Source organism: Ruegeria sp. CE12 (genome assembly GCF_056537525.1).
In genome coordinates this window covers 184,862-202,760 of sequence record NZ_JBQFRS010000004.1, presented here as the reverse complement: position 1 = coordinate 202,760, position 17,899 = coordinate 184,862, and the positions used below count along the sequence as shown (strand labels likewise).

Below are 17,899 nucleotides of genomic sequence, written 5' to 3'. Positions count from 1 at the left end.
AACATCAACGACCTAAAGGTCCGAAATCTATGTCTTCGAGCCGTTGATTGCTCTCTCGGCAGGGGCTTGCAACGAAATGCATCTGAACATCCTTGTTGCGGTTTCTCTGGATGGAGTCCGTGTCACTGCATGTTCAGTGCAAGTTGCGCGGGCGCTTAAAACCGGCGATGGTCACATCACATTCTGACACGTCGTCGAACATCTACCTCAATACAAGAATAACATGCTGACACACAGCCGATGTTCGTATTTAGGTAAACAACTATCATCAGCCCGAGAGATATGAGTGCTGCTGCAACCGGGCGCTCGATTAACTCCCGTCAACCATCTCCCGAAGCGGAAATCGACCGAAGAAAAGCAGCGCTTGCTTCGTCAGAGGGGAAGAACAGCTCGATCTTCAGGTCGTCAAGCGTCACGTCTGTGACCGTGCTGAATTGTGCGATGGTGCCAAACATAGAAACCCGCTGATTTCCAAAGCGATAGACCGCAGGAACCGTTGGCCCAATGGCCCTGTCCCTGTGAGTTTTCGCGTATGGTGCAAGCGCCCTTGCGGCCGCATCCAACTCAGGCAACCCGCCGGCATTCGCGCTTTCCGAGCGCAGTCGCAGCATCGTATGATGCGCAACCTCGGGCCAGTTCTCTACAAGCTCCGCCATAACCGGATCCGTCACAAGCGACAGCAGGTTTTGCCCGATTTCGATCCCAAGTGGTGCAAAAAGCACTTCGGCGGATCTGTTCAACCTGACGATCCTCCAGACCCGATCCAGCACCATCCCTGGATACGGTTCATGCCGTTTTAGCGTCCATTCAACCGCATCGCGGATTGGGGCCATGGCGTCGTCATCAAGGGGGGTCGCGGCAAACCGAGCTGCAAATCCTTCCGCTCGCATCATCTGGTTTCTGGCATCGACAGGAATATCCATGACGTCCGACAGATGTAGGATCATATCCGGGCTGGGTCGGGACCGGCCGGTTTCGAGAAACGAAATATGGCGCGCACTCACATCGGCTTCGGTCGCCAGATCGAGTTGGCTCATTCGCCGACGTTTCCGCCATTCTTTCAGCAAACTGGGATACGGAGTCATCGGTCGAGTTTAGCAACCGTGTGAACAGAAATCACTTACCTCTGACGTAATTGATTTCTACCCAGCGTCAGCCGCATGAAAGACATTATCTGAAGGAGGATGTCATGACCCCGCAACAAACCGCCATGCGCCTGTCCGGCACAGTTCTGATTGTCACCGGAGTTCTGTTTGCACTGACCGCACTACCAGCTTTGCACGTAATTGCTCATATCTTTCTGACAGTGGCGTATTGGCCGATCCATTCCGTTCCATCTGACATAGTTGTCCCATCGCCATTGTTGCTTGCAATTGTCGGTGGCCTGACCGCCGGGTTGGGAGCGATGCAATGGGCCTTGGGAACCTATGTTGCGTCCCTGTCGTCTACTGTGGCGGCAAAGGTGGCAAAGATCACCGCGTGGGTTTGGTTTTGTACTGACAGCGCTGGCTCTGTGTTGGTGGGAGCGCCGGTTAATGTTGCGCTGAATCTCTCATTCCTGCTTTTAATCCTGCTGACTAGCCGACCTCAAAATGACGGTAGCAGTTAATAGCCAAACGCCTTTGTTCGTGCCGATCGTATCACTGGCAGAAGGGCTGTATCGACGCATGTTTGGACCGCGTTTTGTGGGTCAAAGTGCAAATGGAAAAGGATGCCGCATCAATCCCAATGGAAGAACAGAGCCCATTACTTCTGTTGAACTTGAAACCTGATCAACTTGAGTCTCGTCTAGATCACTAATCAATAGCTCATGTTGCTCGACGAAGCCCGACCCTGGCGTTAGGTTGCTCGAGCAGGTTGGCGAAACGATCAACCACTTATGAGCGGATTGGGCGGAGGCGAATAAGTATAGTGTCTGAGCAAAAATTTCTAACATCGCAATTAAGGCAATTCTTCCGAAAAGCACTTGGCCGTAAGCGCAATACTCAAAGGCTATCTGATGAAGGCGAAAATTTCGTCGCCAACGCAGCCTCGGATATGTTGTCACAAATTCAGTATGAAGCGGATTTGCGCGCGGCCCGTGGCAACGAGCCACTATCTGTTCGTCTGGTACCTCAAGTACCAGTGCGGGACGTTGATGCAGCGGCAGGTTGGATCGGCGGGGGGGCGTGTTTGCCCATTGGGACGAGCTGGCCCATACTGGATTCCCCAACGCAGCTTTTGGCACAAATCAATTGTGGCAAGTTGCCAGAAGATCTTTGGCAAGGGCTTGGTCCACGCGAAGGTTGGCTTGCGATCTTTCTTGATCCCGTGAGCTTTAAGTTAACGGCACTTCACTTCGATCAAGCCGGTCCTTTTGTTCCCTCACCTGAAGTCGATCAAGAGTGTTACATTCTCGGCATTGACCACTCTCGACGGACCCCAAATCGCACTTGGCGTTTTACACGTTGGCCGGTGGATATCGTGCCTGTTCGACTGGGGCAGGATGATCCGCATTTATACGGTCGGTGTAAAATCACCAACGAACGCTACAAAGAACGCCATGATATCGTTGAAAAGTACCGGTTGCCATTCGATTGGCCATCGACTCAGACGATGATCGATAAGGCGCTCTCTTTTGTAGAATCGATGATCGCCACTGGCGACCTGCCAGATCATTTGAAGCCCGAAAGTATCGGAGCAATGAAAAGGCGTGTTGAGCAGGCAAAAAAGAACGGCGATCCAATTGATGAAATTGCAAAGATGACTTTCGACTACGAAAATCATTTCGCTTTAATTGAATCATTTAAGTTTCGGTCTGAGAATGGACCCAAAGTTGTCAAAAAGCTAAAGGCGATAAAGTCTGAAGTGGACAAGATGGCGTTAAGCGGCGATTTTTCACAGGAAAAAATTTCGCAGTTTACGATTGAGCTGAGTCAACTGAATTGGATGTATGTAAAGACACCGCCGTGGACAATTTCTCACGTTGAACGCATGAAAGAAGGTGTGAAGGTATTTGAGTTGCCTCTCACGACACATGACCCAAAAGCGTCACCCAACTGGATTTATTCGTTTGAAAGTGAATTGTTAGACGCTGCGAAAGCCCCTTATTTGCAGCAGGACGAGCAATTGCCCGACGCACTCATTTCAGACTGCGAAGAGGTTTGGGCTGCCCAAGCCCGTCATGAAATGGGGGGCATGGGCCATACGCCATGGGGTTATGTTCACCAGTTCAACAGCCGGCAGGAAGTAACCCTGCTCGAATTGCCTTCGAGCGATTTGATTGGTTGGATGTTCGGAGACGTTGATAATCTGGTGATCACAATCAAGAAGCGTGACCTGAAAAGAGGGGATTTCTCGAACTTGAGTGTCCAAGTAACAAACTAGCTTATTTAGGTTTCAAAACTCGCGCCAATGCTTTCGTTCTTGTTGGTTAGGATTTCCAGAATGAATCACTTTCGGCGGGTAGGGCTTCAACCATCCAAATGCGTGTGATCTGGCCTTTGCTGACCGACATAAGAAAGGCCGCAAAATTGTGAAGTGTCCGGCCTTTGCGTTTCGCTCGAATTTCAACCATCGCCATCACCTGATCGGAAGAAACAGGCGCGATTTGCGTCGCCTTGATACTTGGGCGAACTGTTGCGATATCCATTGCGTCTATGGATCTCATGTATCCGTCTCGCCCATGGACTTGTTTGGTGCTGCCATCGGGTTGGGTTATTTCGGCTACGAGATCTTTGGCCAAACATGCGACGATGCGATCACGATCCGCAACATCGAAAGCTTTAACAAAGTGTGCGGCGACAGTGGAAGGATCATCGAGACTTTTTGCCATTAGCTTTTCTCGCACTTGCTATTTTGTTTGGTTGAATCGTCAGCCGCAGCTCAGAATAAGTCAACACAGGCCAAGGCCACTGTTCTCTGTTGCATGCTAGGGTAGTCCCGCCAAACCCAAATCGATCGGTAGTCGTACTCAGCGAATTCTCCCGGAGCGGCAGGCCGCAATAGGCGTATACCGGAGTAAACAGTGTGACTCACAAACAGCTGTGATGCGGATGAAGTGAACTATCGCTGCCTCAGCACGAGTTTCTGCTGCGAAGTGGTTCAGATGATCGCGTTATCGATCAATCGGTAGAATTCTTCTTTAGCATGAATTTCCTGCCATGGCTTATGTCCACAACGTTCAAGTTCGACGAACTTTGCCCATGGAAGCGCCGTCAACAATGGAATCTGAACGCCTTCCGATGGTCTTGGATCATAATCGCCATGGATTGCGAGGACGGGGCACTGAATGGTCGCGATGGCCTCTAGCAGTGAGCCGTTAGTGCGCATCTCATCCGCTTCGCGCCAGATCGCTGCGTGAATTTCGCCATCGAAAACAACAATTGGAGGGGATGATGAATCACGCGCATAGGTATCTTGCAGATCGCTGAGTTCGATAAACCTTGCAACGTCCTCGATGTTACCTTCCGAAGTGCCAAGCATGTTCAGTTCCGACCGCTGCTTATTCGTCAAACGGGAGTTTTTCGTCGTTCGAATAGCAGAGGCAAAACGCGCTTCAAACGGCCCGCTGCCCAGAAGGATGAGATTGTGCACCAAAGTTCTATAGCGTGCAGAAAACAAGCATCCGAGCCATGCGCCCCAGGACCATCCGATAAGTGTCACAGGTGGCGAACAATGTGCTTCGATCTGGGCTTTGAGTTGGTCCACCTGTCCGCCAACCGAGTGACGGGTCTGAAAAGGTTCTAAGACAGCATGGCCTCTTTTGCCCAGCTCACGTGCAAGGGGTTCGATCTCACCCGCGCCCCCTGGTCCGCCGTGAAGTACGACGACCCGAGAGGTTTTGCCTCCATACTGACGAACGTCCTGTCGAATACCGGTCATCCAGCAAACGTCACCACCCAGGCGCGGTATTGTCAAATCGAAACCAAGCGTGACGTGCTGAGCACAAAGTTGACATTCATTCTTAACGCAGCATCGGTCATTCGGGCTCATAGCCGTCGGTCTTTGCAGCAGGCATAGGCGGCTAAGAAGAAACCAAAGACTCCGTGGACAACACTTTAGTTTATTGCTCGTTACGCAAATTGCGAACGTCACTCACCACACGCTGGGCACCACCGGCCGGCTTTATGCTGGATACAAGTCTTCCGATGGTAGCTCTGAGCCGTAGTGTTCTAAACAAGTCCGAACCCACTCCGCAAAGTTGTTCTGCTATACGGTCTTAGTAACACCGCTTTCTTGACTCAGGGCTAAGCCTTCGACACGACTAACAGGAACACACCCGGATCACACAATACAGTAACCAACTAAATTGAAAAAAGACTTCTTGTATTACGCAACAGGCGGATGGTTGTTTCTAACTGTCATGGCCGGAGTTTACTACCTGTTTCAGGCAATGTTGCCTTCTGCAAACGTCGCAAGTGTTCCACGGCCTACTGTCTACACTTTGGATGTGGAGAGCTTTGAACCCGGCCAATCTGCAATGTTCAGGCTTGACGAAGTTCCAGTGATTATCTGGCGACGAAATTTCGAGCAGAAAGTTCAGGCGCTTGAGCTCCTTGGTTTTGAGTTCAACAGCAATGCGAGCCTTCTCGACGAAGTTCGGGCTAACGAAGAGATAGAAATCGAACCCAACCGCGTTTTGAGGTTTGAGTGGTTTGTCGTCAGTCCAATCAACACTGGCGGATACGGGTGCATCGTACGGCCAGATGCAGGAGACTTGGGTGGTTTCTACGACCCATGCCAAAATGTTCATTTTGATCTTTGGGGGAGGGTCGGAAAAGGACCAACTGAAGTGGACCTTCAGACTTTGCCATGGAGCATTTCTGACGATAGTAACGCAATAACTGTCGATGTAAGCAATGCGCCACGGCTTGAATGGTAGCGCCGCAAACCGGCTATAGTGCTAGGGCAGCTCTGAAGCCATTGCCGCCGTCGATCAGACATCAGTCATTCGCGTGTGCAGTAGGTCGCGAGCCGCAGATTCCAGTCATTCAGGACCAGGTGCACATGGCAAGTGAGCATACAAACCCACCGTTCTTTACGGCCGCCAAACGACCGCTTTCATTTGCAACGGCCGCGTTACGTCAGGTTCTGGAAAGTTAGTGTAGCGCTGGGTCGGCGACAGGTACTTCGTACCTCAAAGTGATCTTCTTTTCGGGCAGACCAACTACGATAACAAAATCCCACCAGCTTTCTTGCTCATCATTGTTCCAAGAAGTGGCAGGGGCATTTTCGGGGATGTCGACCGAGATTCTTATCTGGACGCCACTCATCTCTTCCGCCTGACCTGTTAGTTTTTGATCCACGACTTTCTCAAATGCGACTCCGTCACTTTCTTCTCGGCGTACGACTTTCAGGTGCTCCAACCACGCTTCGACTTGGTCAGTCCGCCGAACACCAACCACTTTAATCACTGCCGAGAACTTTGAACCTATCCATGCAGGTCGGGTCTCGGAAATCAGGTTGACGTGCCGCTCCAGACTCCAAGTTCTCCAGGCAATATAGGTGCTGCGCGCGAAGTAGAGCGCACCTGCGATCGGAATGAAGTTGAGCAGTACCCAATAGTTTCCTTCGGGTAGTCCTGCTTGCAAGGAAACAATGCCGGAGAGGGCAAACACTCCCAAAATAAGAGTGAACGCCAGACTTCCCCAGAATTCCGGTTTGCTTCGAGACGTCATTTTGTCTGTCCGCCACCTCTTGCTTCTCATCCAGGGCTCATCTGGAAATTTACCTTCGGATGCGCGGCGAAATCTGTCTTCGCGGTGATCCAAGAAACATACCCACAGGATTCCGGCGAAGATTGTAAGAAACAACAATCCGAAGGGGAAAACCCACCAAGAGAATTGTTGATACGCGATTGCAGCGACCATGATTGCCATCATGGTTACCACCCCAATTACGATAACCCCATTGGTCGTAACACGCATTGGACGGTCTCCGAAAACCCAAGCTCGTGGGACTATTACGCTCGCCCGGCACGTTATTTTGACTTTGAGACGAAGATAAGGCGCAAGCTGGCAAAGCAAGCATTCGTCCATTTCGCCTCACCGGTCGAAGTGGGCTTCTGCCGCCATTCTCTAGGGTGAGCTTGTCCAAGTTCTTTGAGACCATCACCGCCGTCGGCCAAACATCGGCATTTCGTTTGTACAGCGCGTCGCGAACCGGACATTCAGGATTAGTTGGCCAATCACGAGTGGCACAACAAAGCTACCTTTCGCGGCGTTGGCACTCAGGTTTGATTCAGAACACTTAGTGCTCCTGTGGGGCGCCAGTCATCGCAGTGTTAAACGACTAACCCAAAGATCCAACCTGCCGCCATTGAACCGGTTACCGCAAGGGAGAGGTAGAGCAAAAACGGCTTTAACTTCAGCACTGGAAAGATTGCCATCGCACCCCAGATACTCACGACGCCACCGGATACCAGAAACGCCATGGCTGCACCGGATGACATGCCATGGTCCATGAGGGAGCGGGTCAGCGGCAAAGCAGCGTATCCATCCAGATAGGCAGGCGCGCCAACAAACACCGCCAGCGGAATGGCCCACCACACATCGCCACCCACGTAAGAAGAAAGAGCTTGGGGCTCCAGCAGGCTTTGCAGAACAAATTCTGCAGCAAAGGCGGGGATCAGGCAAATCAGGACAAGACGTGAAATGGCGATGAACTCGGTTCGAAAGTGAGTGCGATGTTCAGGTGACCGCCAAACAGCCCATTCTATTTCATCTGCCTGGCAAACCCGCCCGAGGCTTCCGACCAAGGCATTGTCGCGTAGTGCTGACTGGGCCCAAGACCGGTTGATGAGCAGAGCGGTTACGCCTCCACCAAACAAACCCATCGCCATCGCAGCGAGGGTCTTGCCGATGGCAAAGCTCATCCCCAAGGTTGCGGCGGTTGTAGCCAGCATGGCCGGATCGGTGACTGGCGACGACAGCCAGAATGCCATGACCGGTGCAAGCGGCACACCTGCAGCCAGCAATCCGGCCATCAAGGGCAGAACGGTGACACCGCAGACCGGAGTGACCGCTCCGATCAAGGAGGCTGCAACAATTGTTTTGAAAAGGTTTCCGTTGAACACCTCGGCGATACGACTGCTGGCACCGCTGGCGCTGACCCAGGCCGCTATCAGAATGCCGGGTATAACAAGAAGCGAAACCTGAAGCAGGCTGATTGCTACAAACTCAAATGTCTCGAGGGCTTTGGTGGGAAAGGCGATAGAGATTGCACCCACGGAGACTAACGCCGCAACAATCAGGATTTTCGCTGTAGAGATTCTGGAGTTAAGGGCGCTGTCGTTCGCCATGGCACTTCCTTTCAAGGGCTGCATCATAGGTAGCAACTTGAAAGAAATCGGGAAAACGAATAGTTTTAAACTCAGATATAAGAAATGATGAAACCTCACGATGCCGCATCTAGATAGCGATCTGCTCAGGACCTTTCTTGCTGTCACGGATACCGGCAGCATTCTGGCGGGTGCGGAGAGAATTCACCGCACTCAGTCTGCCGCCAGTATGCAAATCCGAAAGCTAGAGGAGCTTCTGGGCCAAGACGTATTTGTGCGTCACGGTCGAGGTGTGCGTCTGACAGCTGCCGGTGAAAAGCTTGAACCCGTTGCCAGAAAGGTTGTTAGCGACCTTAACGACATCTATGCGGAACTGACCGGAAAGGAACTGACCGGGGTACTTCGAATTGGTATCCCCAACGATCATAGTTCTGAATTGTTGTCTGAAATCATCGCAGATTTCGCCCGAGAAAATCCCAAAGTCGAACTCAACGTGCAGCGCTCATTAAGTACAGGGTATTCGGCTGCTCTGGCGTCGGGGCAAATGGATATCGCGGTTCATGAGGTTGCAGAGCTGGGTCCCAACATGGAGTCACTGAAAGATGAGCACATTGTCTGGGCAACGTCACGGGCACATGCCGTTCACGAAGCAGACCCATTGCCTGTTGCCTTGTTTGACCGCGACTGCTGGTGGCGCGACGTGGCGGTGAATGCGCTGATTGAAAGCGGCCGCAACTACCGGGTTGTCTATTCCAGTGAAAGCGCCACCGGCGTAGCCGCAGCCGTTCGGGCGGGCGTGGCTATTGGTGTTTTGAATGCGGACATGCTGACGGCCGACATGGTGCAACTGGCCACCGAGAACGGATTTCCCAAGCTGCCTGCATCTAAGCTGGTGATTGAATATGGTCAGAACATCGATTCCGAAATTTGCGGAGCGATGGCGGATGCAATTCGAAGAGCGTTCGGGGTCGCGAGTTGATCCGGGCATAATGCAGCAAATTGAACCGTGCAGAATTGTCAGCCGAAATGGCTTTGGTGCGAGCGGACTTGGAGTTTCCAATTTAGGAGTTTCTTGACCACAATACAAAAATGCGGCCCAAGCAGGTTAGGAAGTATTTATGTGTTTTGGTTATGTGGAACACCTGCTTGGATATGAATCCGCGTCGTGGAAGCACCAGCCTTGCACCGCGAGGTTTTTGACCAGCGGTCAGAGGGTTAGTTCGGAACCCAAAACCCCAGTGACCAAACTTCGGTCCTTTGCATATGCGGCACTTCGCCAACCGCGCATTCTGGACGTCCAGCACCGAGTAGAAATGCAAGGTGATCGCGACAAAGCGATCACCTTGCGTTGGGCCGAGTTCCGTTCCCAATTCCAACCAGCACCAAATCGGTTTCGATACGACCGTCTTTTTACTGAGTCAGTGTATCAAGACTTGGTCGATTTCGTTCTCAGGATCGGCGACCGGATCAAGGACAAGCACAAGTCGCGTTTCTCCGGACCCTTCAATAGGTGGCGAGCGATGCAAAAGGCCTGACCTCGGTTGTTGAGGCCAGCGTGTTCCTCGCAATATTATTGGTGCAGCAGTAGGAACCGTGAAGACGCTACCTGGATCATCTCCGTCGGTGGAGATGCCATATTGAGTACCCGTGCCGCGATACGTGCAGACGAGGCGGGCAGTGACCGCATCTATGTGAAACCTACGACAGGCATTCGTGGTCACGACATCTAAGCGCAGGCGCAGCCATTCTGCGTTCATCAAATCTGCGAAGATCTCCGACAGCGCGGTGACGTCATCAATCAAGCGGTCGCATTCTTGGGCTTTCGGAGTTCCGGAGAGCTCACATATTTCAGAAACCGCCTGCCGAACCGATCCCGGGCGCAGGACCAATCGCGCTTTTGGCAGGTTTTCAGGCGGTATTCTGTCGATCCACGATTGAAAGCTGTGCACGGGGTTCCTGCGCCAGACCACAGCAGCACAACCGGGGTGATGGATTGCTGACAAACCTTCGGGCGTTTCCGCGACACCGACGCCGATTGCGGCATCTTCGATGATCTCACGAGCATAGTTCATGCTGCGACCTCGGCGCGTCGCCACAGGGGGAACGGATCGGGCAGGTTTGGTAAGTTCTCGGGTCGGTCTGCAACCTGCGTGGGCAGCAAGGCTGCGTCTAACCGGGCCTTTAGAGTTGGCCAATCTATGCCGCTTCCGATGAATACGATTTCCTGCCGCCGGTCGCCCCATGGCTCTTGCCAGTGTGCCTCCATGTAAGCGCGGGCGCTTTCGTGATCCGGGCGCCGGTCTTCCGGAACAGTTACCCACCACGTTCCAAGCGGTTTGACTGAAGACAAAGAGCCGGCGAGTGAAAACTCGGCAACCCAATCCGGACGGGTGGCAATCCAGAAATGACCCTTGGCGCGGATTACGCCGGGCAGTTCCCCGTTCAGAACAGTCAGAATTTTTTCAGGTACGAACGGCTGCCGCGCGCGGTAGACGAAACTTGTTACTCCATATTCTTCAGTTTCGGGAACATGGTCCGCAAACCCATAAAGCTCTTTTGCCCACATTGGGTGTTCATGCGCTTTCTCGAAATCGAAAAGGCCGGTGTCCAGAATTGCATCTGCGGGTACATCAGAGTGATCGGTCTCAACGATCTGAGCATCAGCATTCAGACTCCGGATGATCTTGCGTGCTGCATCCACACGATCAGGCCCGGCATCAGTGATTTTGTTCAGAATCACAACGTCCGCAAACTCGATCTGGTCTGTAAGCAGATGAACCAGAGTGCGCTCGTCTTCCTCGCCAAGCACCTCACCACGGTCACTCAGGAAGTCGTGGCTGGAAAAATCTCTTAGCAGATTCACAGCGTCAACAACGGTGACCATAGTGTCTAATCGCGAAACATCCGAGAGGCTATTTCCATCGGCGTCCCGAAAATCGAAGGTGGCAGCGACGGGTAGTGGTTCGGAAATTCCGGTTGATTCAATTAGCAAATAGTCAAACCGATTCTCGGTTGCCAATCTCCTGACCTCATCCAGAAGATCGTCGCGAAGCGTACAACAGATGCAACCGTTAGACATCTCCACCAGCGTTTCGTCCGTGCGGGATAGCTCTGTATCGGCGCGCACAAGGTCGGCATCGATGTTGACCTCGGACATATCGTTAACAATTACAGCGACCCGTCGCCCGTCACGATTGTTCAGCACGCGGTTCAGAAGAGTTGTTTTACCAGCACCGAGGAAGCCGGAGAGGACGGTGACAGGAAGGCGGGTGTCTAGCATGAAGTGTATTCCTCATCTGGATGGTTCGGACGGATCGTCGGGTACGCGGGATCTGACTTCCTACAATCCGCACACACATTTGTTATGTTATTGCATAACAATCAGCAAGGGGCGATTTACTGGAAAATTGAGTTGCGCCCAAATCCTGGAAGGTCTTCGAGCAGCCTATGGGCTCTAAACTCCCACCAGATCAGAAGAAAATACAGCGTGGAAAGCTGACGAAGTTAGGCTCACTGCCACCATCCCCTGCCAGGCGCTTCAATTGGTCGAACGAGCCCTTACCCGTTATCCGAAAAGGTAACAGTTTATGCATGTGAGGCATGATGCCAACCCGGCAGAACCCAGAGATTGCTTGCGTATCCCGATCGTTGCCGGATGAAAACTGTTTGCTGCCTTTGCTGCGTGCCAAAGGACAGTTCGGTAAGCAACAGCGCGAAGGCGGGAACCTGTACTATCTGGGTTGATCGAAGATACAGCCGTATCTCAATCCAGTCGTCCTCTTTGCAGCATTGGTGTTACGCCAAATGCCGCCCTGTATACGCGGGAAAAATGGCCTGCACTTTCAAAGCCGCAAGCAAAAGCGACATCCGTTACTGATGCCTCAGTCTGTATGAGAAGGTGGCGCGCGCGCTCTAACCGCATCTCCATAAAGTACTTTTTCGGCGATGCGTTGAGGTACTTCCCGAATAAACGTTCAAGTTGCCTGGTTGAAATCCCAAGTTGCTCGGCGATGACGGATGGCGAAACCGGGTTTTCGATGCGATCGTGCATGATCTGGATCGCCTTTGCCAAATGCGTATTCCGCATTCCGTTGCGCGACTGAAGAGAAACGCGTTGTTCGGCGGTTGCATTCCGGACCGCGTTGTAAACCATCTGATCCGCCACGGCGACAGACAGGTCATAGCCGTGGTCACGCTCGATCAGATGCAACATCAGATCTGCAGTAGCCGTACCGCCCGAAGCTGTGACGTGTTTTTCATCAGCCACAAAGACGCTGCGGACCAGGTTCACCTCCTGGAACGCCTCCATAAAGGCGTCATGGTATTCCCAATGGATCGCGGCTTGCATGCCATCCAGAAACCCGGCCTCGGCAAGCACCCAAGCGCCCGAACACAATGCGCCGATCGCTGTTCCCTTGGCCCGCTCGCGCCGCAAACTGCTCAGCAAGGTGCGCGACACGTGATTGCGCATGTGTATGCCTGACAGCACAAAAATCTGATCGCATTTGGGAAGCAGATCGAACCCTGAATGCACCAAAGTGACAGATCCGTTTGAACAAACGGCCTTTTCACCTTGCTCCGAAGCAAAGGTCCATTTGTACAACTCGTGCCCGCTGACAAGGTTGGCAATGCGCAATGGTTCGACCGCACAGGAAAACGCCAGATGCGAGAATTCCTCAACCAGCATGAAGTTGTAGTGCTGCGTCTGAGCTTGGATCATGATTACGTCACCCTCAGAAAGAAACTGCGCGAGCTTCAGCCCGCGCAGATCCCAGTTTGGCTGATAAACTTGATTATTGAGCAGCAGCCTGCGCCGCTTCAAGCCAGCTGTTGTAAGTTTCGCGGTTCGCTTCGATCCAGGCTTCGACGTGACGGTCGATATCATCCGAGCCGTCTTCGCCATCAGACACCATCTTGTTCTGCGCTGAGATGTCGTTGATGTCGATCTTGGCTACCTCAAACAGCTTGGCTGCCGCGGGGTTGGCGTTCAGAAAGTCATCTGTGGCGACAACACGAATACTGTCTACTGCAAAACCCAGATCTTTGCCGTCAAAGGTTGTTTCCGCTGTGGCCCCATCCGGAAGAGAGGAATAGGGAACAGCCAGCCATTCCACATCTTCACCCGGAACCAGCGCACCTGACACCCAGTACGGTGTCCATGTATAGTACAGAACGTTTTCGCCTGCAGCGTTGCGAGCGATCGTGTCTGCGATGATAGCGTTATAAGCGCCTTGATTGTGGGCAATGGTATCGCGCAGTCCGAACTCATCCAACTGATGTTCGATCACACGCTCACAACCCCAACCCGGCACGCAACCTGCCAGATCAGCTTTGCCGTCGCCATCGGCGTCGAAAAGCTTGGCCTTTTCCGGGTCTTTCAGGTCGCCAAGATTCTGAACGCCCGCATCATAAGCCGACTTGTTGACAAGATAGCCCTGTAGCGCGCCGTCAATCAGCGTACCGACTTTTTCCAGAACGTCATCGCCACCGGATTCCTGATAAAACGTGTCGTGCAGTTTGTTCCAATGCACGGCCGTGAAGTCACCGTCACCGGTACCCAGGGCCAAGTGGATCGTCTGGTACTCAACTTCCTGCGGATCAGCGATCTCATAACCCAGGTCCTCGAGTGCGGCAAACAAGATGCGATGTTGGAAGATTTCTTCGACCGACGGCGCCATCACAGGGCGAACGGTCACGCCTTCGCCCGGTTTATCAGACGCAAATGCGACGCTGGTCAGCATTGTGGTCGCTGCAAAGGCCGCGATCGCTTTGGTTTTGAGCATAGAATTTCCCTCCCTAGGGTGTTGTTGAATTGTGAAGCTCAGGTTTTGTTGAAGACGCGCATCACGGCACCTACTGGTCCGGTTTGCCACCAGTGGCGATGGCCGCGTTCGCGACCGGACTGCCCCATGCCTTGCGTAATTCTGTCGAGGACGATGGCCAGGATCACGATGCCCAAGCCGCCAACCAGCGCCTTGCCCGCGTCCAGGCGACCCATGGCACGCAAAACCTCGTTACCCAGCCCTTTGACGGAAATCATCGATGCAATCACGACCATCGACAGCGACAACATTATGGTTTGGTTGACTCCGGCCAGAATGGTTGGTGTCGCCAAAGGCAGTTCGACCTTGAACAGAATTTGACGGGGGTTCGCACCAAAGGCACGGGCAGCTTCAACCACGGATGCATTCACGCCGCGAATACCCAGCGAGGTCAGCCGGATCAGGGGCGGCAGAGCGAAGATTATGGTGACAATGACACCCGAAACGTTGCCAATGCCTATCAGCATGACGACCGGCACGAGATAGACGAAGGCAGGGATGGTTTGCATCGTGTCCAGAACAGGGCGGATCGCGGTTTCGAACCGGTCGTTCTTGCCCGCCAGAATGCCAAGCGGCAAGCCGATGATGAAACACAGGATAACGGCCGAGATTACAATCGCCAGCGTCGTCATCGCCAGCCCCCAGGCATTCGGCGACAGGAAGCCCAGCACCGTCATGCTGATAGCTACCAGAATGGCGACCCGACGGCCTGCGGCCTGCCACGCGATCAGCACCAATAGGACCAGCATGATCAGCGGCGGAACCGCATTCAAACCGTTGTCTATGCCAACTATCAGGTCATTGAAGAAGTTCTTGATTGGTTGGATGATGCCTCGATTGGAAATCGCCCATTGTTTTACACCGTCAGCTGATTCCGCCAGCCCTAGATCGACCGAGGAAAACGGGTCTAGAATATTGAATTCTGTATCTGCCATAACGTTTGGTCCTCAGTGCTTTAGGGTGCTGGCGTCTTCGACGTCGCCCTGAATGCCGCGCAGCAGGGCGTTCTTGGTCACGATCCCGATAGCCTTGCCATCCGCCTTGACCACGACCGGGTGTTGGGTGGAGATCGACAGATTCACCAGATCGTCCAGCGAATGATCCGGATGCGCTTCGGGCCAGTCGCTTGCATCGAACGGACCGCTATGGCGTTCGAAGGCCTCGACGGGTTCCATGATTTTGCCGGCTGAAATCAACTCAAGTTTGGAAATGCCCGCGACGAAATCAGCAACATACTCGTCGACCGGGTTGGTCACGATATCCTCGGGTGTGCCAACCTGCACCAGCGCTCCGTCTTTCATGATCGCGATCCGGTCACCGATGCGAATGGCCTCGTCCAAATCATGCGTGATGAACAGCGTGGTTTTCTTCATTTCGGCGGACAGGGACATGAATTTGTCCTGTAGTTGCCGGCGGATCAGAGGATCGAGGGCTGAAAAGGGTTCGTCCATCAAGAGAATTGCCGGGTCGGCGGCAATAGCGCGGGCCAAACCAACTCGCTGCTGCATGCCGCCAGACAGTTCGTCCGGGTATTTCTGATCCCAGCCATTCAGATCTACAGCATCAATGGCGCGCAAAGCGTTTTCGCGACGTTCGCGCACATCATGCCCTCGTACTTCCTGACTGAACGAAACGTTGTCCAGAACCGTCCGGTGGGGCATCAGCGCCATGTTCTGGAACACCATGCCAATTTTCTCGGCGCGCAGTTCGCGCAGGTCACGGGCAGACAGGGTGTTTACGTCCTGACCTTCGATAAAAAGTTGCCCCGAAGTTGGCTCGATCAGCCGGTTCACATGGCGAATCAGAGTGGACTTGCCGGATCCCGAAAGTCCCATGATGCAGAAGATTTCACCGCGATTGACGGTGAAAGTTGCGTCCTGAACGCCCACGACACAGTTGAACTGATCCCGAACCTCAAGCTTTCCAAGTCCCTGCGCCTGAACGGCTTTCATCGCCTCATCGGCGTGTTTCCCGAATATCTTCCACAGATTTCGGCAATCGATCACGGGTTCTTCCACGCTGCTGCCCACCGGCGCTGTCCTCCTCCAGTTTTTTTGTATGCTGCATAAATTTCTATTGTGTACAAGTTGTATTTTTGAAAGATACACGGTGAACGCCAATTGTGTTTGCCGCACGATTCGTCATTCTGGCATCCCGGCAACGCAACATGAGGACATGCGATGAAAGACGAGGCGAAAAAGCGGAAGGATGAACTGAGAGAGCACCTGAAGGTGTCGATCCTGACTTTACGTCTGCGCCCAGGTGCTGATCTGGATGAGGCACAGCTGTCTGACGCCTTTGGCCTGTCCCGGACGCCATTGCGCGAAGTCTTCCGGCAGCTTGCGGGTGAGGGTTATCTGGATCTGCGCACAAACCGCAGCGCCCGCGTTTCTGAGATGTCCTACACGACGCTGCGCGACTTCTTTCTCGCCGCTCCTATGATCTATGGGGCTGTCTTGCGCCTCGCAGCACAGAATGCGACGCCCGACCAAATCGAAGAGCTTAAAACATCCCAAGAAGCGTTCAAGGCTGCGTTGCGTAGCGGCTCGGGCGAAGAGCGAGCACTGGCCAACAACCGCTTTCATGAGATCACCGGCGAAATGTCGGGGAATATCTATCTACTACCCTCGTATAACCGACTGCTGATTGATCATTCCCGGATCGGTATGACCTTTTATCGCCCGCAAACAGCGGAGATGTCGGAAAATCTGTCCGAAGCCAGCCAGCAGCACGACGCCATCATAGCTGCAATCGAAGCGCGTGATGAAACAGCAGCAGCTCAGCTGGCCGAAGACCACTGGAACCTTTCTCGCGACCAGATCGAACTGTTTGTAATGCCCGAGGCCTTGGACGTTCCGATGGGCGCGTTGCCTCGATCAAAACCAGCATGAGGACTGAATGAACCCGATATTCAGATTTGAGGGGATCTATACCCCTGTCGTCACGCCATATCACAGTGACGGAACCGTCAATTGGGATGCGTTAAATGACGTGATCGACTATTTGATCGAAAACGGCGTGCACGGCCTGATATCGGGGGGATCGACCGGCGAAAACTATGCGCAAACCGTAGAGGAACGCCTGGAACTCGCTCGTTTCACTCATGAACGTTTGAAGGGACGTCTGCCGCTGGTTGTCGGAACCGGTTCCATGCTGACAGCGGATTCAATCACTTTAGCTAAAGGTGCAAAGGATCTGGGAGCAGATGCGATCCTGCTTGCAAGCCCTGCTTATTCAGTGCCGACAGACCGGGAAAACGCACTGAATGCACTGACCATCGACAAAGCCGCCGATCTTCCGGTGATGCTGTACAATTATCCGCACCGCACCGGGACAATGATGGGTGAGGAGTTCCTTGACCGCGTGGGTCGCAGCCGCAACTTCTGTGGCATTAAAGAAAGTTCAGGCGATATCAATCGGGTGCACCTGCTGGCCCGCGACTATCCCCATATCCAGCTTGGCTGCGGCATGGATGATCAAGCGTTGGAGTTTTTCGCATGGGGTGCACCATTTTGGGTGTGTGGAGGGTCGAATTTCCTGCCTGCCGAGCATGTTGCGCTGTATCAGGCCTGCGTGATCGAAGGCAATTTCGCCAAGGGTCGCCGGATCATGTCCGCAATGATGCCGCTGATGCGGGTGCTCGAACAGGGTGGCAAGTTCATTCAAACCATCAAACATGGCGTGACCATGAACGGTATCGATGCGGGCGCGATGCGGCCTCCGCTGAAAGGCCTCAACAAAGATGACAAGCGCGCGCTGGAACAGGTGACACGTGTGCTGAAAAAGACAATCGCAGATATCGTGGCGGAGGGTTAAG

General features: G+C 53.3%; 18 protein-coding genes. 7 read left to right on the top strand and 11 right to left on the bottom strand.

What is annotated here, in order from left to right:
• Positions 1–320 precede the first annotated feature (320 nt).
• Positions 321–1,085: a helix-turn-helix domain-containing protein gene (locus tag ACR0IO_RS11970; RefSeq protein ID WP_480741887.1), complete on the bottom strand. Its 765-nt coding sequence runs from the start codon at positions 1,083–1,085 to the stop codon at positions 321–323.
• Between the two features lie 104 nt (positions 1,086–1,189).
• Here ACR0IO_RS11970 and ACR0IO_RS11965 point away from each other — a divergent pair, with 104 nt between their 5' ends.
• The gene (locus ACR0IO_RS11965) at positions 1,190–1,609 is read left to right on the top strand and encodes a hypothetical protein (protein ID WP_480741886.1); all 420 of its coding nucleotides are present in this window, start codon (positions 1,190–1,192) and stop codon (positions 1,607–1,609) included.
• A gap of 302 nt (positions 1,610–1,911) precedes the next feature.
• On the top strand, positions 1,912–3,366 hold the full coding sequence (locus ACR0IO_RS11960; RefSeq protein ID WP_480741885.1) for a DUF1963 domain-containing protein: 1,455 nt from the start codon (positions 1,912–1,914) through the stop codon (positions 3,364–3,366).
• Between the two features lie 46 nt (positions 3,367–3,412).
• Here the strand turns inward: ACR0IO_RS11960 and ACR0IO_RS11955 are convergent, their stop codons facing one another.
• Together ACR0IO_RS11955 and ACR0IO_RS11950 are read right to left on the bottom strand one after the other, a co-directional pair.
• Positions 3,413–3,814, bottom strand: a complete 402-nt coding sequence (locus ACR0IO_RS11955; RefSeq protein ID WP_480741884.1) for a nuclear transport factor 2 family protein — start codon at positions 3,812–3,814, stop codon at positions 3,413–3,415.
• 269 nt (positions 3,815–4,083) lie between these two features.
• Entirely contained in the window at positions 4,084–4,863 is a 780-nt protein-coding gene (locus ACR0IO_RS11950) for an alpha/beta fold hydrolase (RefSeq protein ID WP_480741883.1), read from the bottom strand.
• A 427-nt stretch (positions 4,864–5,290) separates the two neighbouring features.
• On the opposite strand from ACR0IO_RS11950, the gene ACR0IO_RS11945 reads away from it, so the two are divergent.
• Positions 5,291–5,863 (top strand): Rieske (2Fe-2S) protein, encoded by a 573-nt coding sequence (locus ACR0IO_RS11945; RefSeq protein ID WP_480741882.1) that lies wholly within the window; start codon positions 5,291–5,293, stop codon positions 5,861–5,863.
• Between the two features lie 217 nt (positions 5,864–6,080).
• On the opposite strand, the gene ACR0IO_RS11940 is transcribed toward ACR0IO_RS11945, so the two are convergent.
• Together ACR0IO_RS11940 and ACR0IO_RS11935 are read right to left on the bottom strand one after the other, a co-directional pair.
• A complete protein-coding gene (locus ACR0IO_RS11940; protein ID WP_480741881.1) occupies positions 6,081–6,908 on the bottom strand; it encodes a hypothetical protein in 828 nt (275 codons plus the stop codon).
• A gap of 356 nt (positions 6,909–7,264) precedes the next feature.
• Positions 7,265–8,281, bottom strand: a complete 1,017-nt coding sequence (locus tag ACR0IO_RS11935) for a permease (protein ID WP_480741880.1) — start codon at positions 8,279–8,281, stop codon at positions 7,265–7,267.
• Positions 8,282–8,381: 100 nt separating this feature from the next.
• Here ACR0IO_RS11935 and ACR0IO_RS11930 point away from each other — a divergent pair, with 100 nt between their 5' ends.
• On the top strand, positions 8,382–9,239 hold the full coding sequence (locus ACR0IO_RS11930) for a LysR family transcriptional regulator (protein ID WP_480741879.1): 858 nt from the start codon (positions 8,382–8,384) through the stop codon (positions 9,237–9,239).
• Positions 9,240–9,678: 439 nt separating this feature from the next.
• Here ACR0IO_RS11930 and ACR0IO_RS11925 read toward each other — a convergent pair whose 3' ends face one another.
• Together ACR0IO_RS11925 and ACR0IO_RS11920 are read right to left on the bottom strand one after the other, a co-directional pair.
• On the bottom strand, positions 9,679–10,332 hold the full coding sequence (locus tag ACR0IO_RS11925; protein ID WP_480741878.1) for a DUF1826 domain-containing protein: 654 nt from the start codon (positions 10,330–10,332) through the stop codon (positions 9,679–9,681).
• Entirely contained in the window at positions 10,329–11,540 is a 1,212-nt protein-coding gene (locus ACR0IO_RS11920) for a GTP-binding protein (protein ID WP_480741877.1), read from the bottom strand. The genes ACR0IO_RS11925 and ACR0IO_RS11920 overlap by 4 nt, the downstream gene beginning before the upstream one ends.
• Positions 11,541–11,863: 323 nt before the next feature.
• On the opposite strand from ACR0IO_RS11920, the gene ACR0IO_RS11915 reads away from it, so the two are divergent.
• On the top strand, positions 11,864–12,004 hold the full coding sequence (locus ACR0IO_RS11915) for a hypothetical protein (RefSeq protein ID WP_480741876.1): 141 nt from the start codon (positions 11,864–11,866) through the stop codon (positions 12,002–12,004).
• Between the two features lie 19 nt (positions 12,005–12,023).
• On the opposite strand, the gene ACR0IO_RS11910 is transcribed toward ACR0IO_RS11915, so the two are convergent.
• From ACR0IO_RS11910 to ACR0IO_RS11895, 4 genes are all read right to left on the bottom strand, one after another.
• The gene (locus ACR0IO_RS11910; RefSeq protein ID WP_480741875.1) at positions 12,024–12,980 is read right to left on the bottom strand and encodes a GlxA family transcriptional regulator; all 957 of its coding nucleotides are present in this window, start codon (positions 12,978–12,980) and stop codon (positions 12,024–12,026) included.
• A gap of 73 nt (positions 12,981–13,053) precedes the next feature.
• Positions 13,054–14,043 carry a glycine betaine/L-proline ABC transporter substrate-binding protein ProX gene (gene proX, locus ACR0IO_RS11905; protein ID WP_480741874.1) on the bottom strand — a complete coding sequence of 330 codons (990 nt, stop codon included), beginning with the start codon at positions 14,041–14,043 and terminating at the stop codon, positions 13,054–13,056.
• A 38-nt stretch (positions 14,044–14,081) separates the two neighbouring features.
• Positions 14,082–15,017: an ABC transporter permease gene (locus ACR0IO_RS11900; RefSeq protein ID WP_480741873.1), complete on the bottom strand. Its 936-nt coding sequence runs from the start codon at positions 15,015–15,017 to the stop codon at positions 14,082–14,084.
• Between the two features lie 12 nt (positions 15,018–15,029).
• A complete protein-coding gene (locus tag ACR0IO_RS11895) occupies positions 15,030–16,112 on the bottom strand; it encodes a quaternary amine ABC transporter ATP-binding protein (protein ID WP_480741872.1) in 1,083 nt (360 codons plus the stop codon).
• 150 nt (positions 16,113–16,262) lie between these two features.
• Here ACR0IO_RS11895 and ACR0IO_RS11890 point away from each other — a divergent pair, with 150 nt between their 5' ends.
• Both ACR0IO_RS11890 and ACR0IO_RS11885 read left to right on the top strand, forming a co-directional pair.
• Positions 16,263–16,973 carry a GntR family transcriptional regulator gene (locus tag ACR0IO_RS11890; protein WP_170333300.1) on the top strand — a complete coding sequence of 237 codons (711 nt, stop codon included), beginning with the start codon at positions 16,263–16,265 and terminating at the stop codon, positions 16,971–16,973.
• A 7-nt stretch (positions 16,974–16,980) separates the two neighbouring features.
• On the top strand, positions 16,981–17,898 hold the full coding sequence (locus tag ACR0IO_RS11885) for a dihydrodipicolinate synthase family protein (protein ID WP_480741871.1): 918 nt from the start codon (positions 16,981–16,983) through the stop codon (positions 17,896–17,898).
• Position 17,899: the final 1 nt, after the last annotated feature.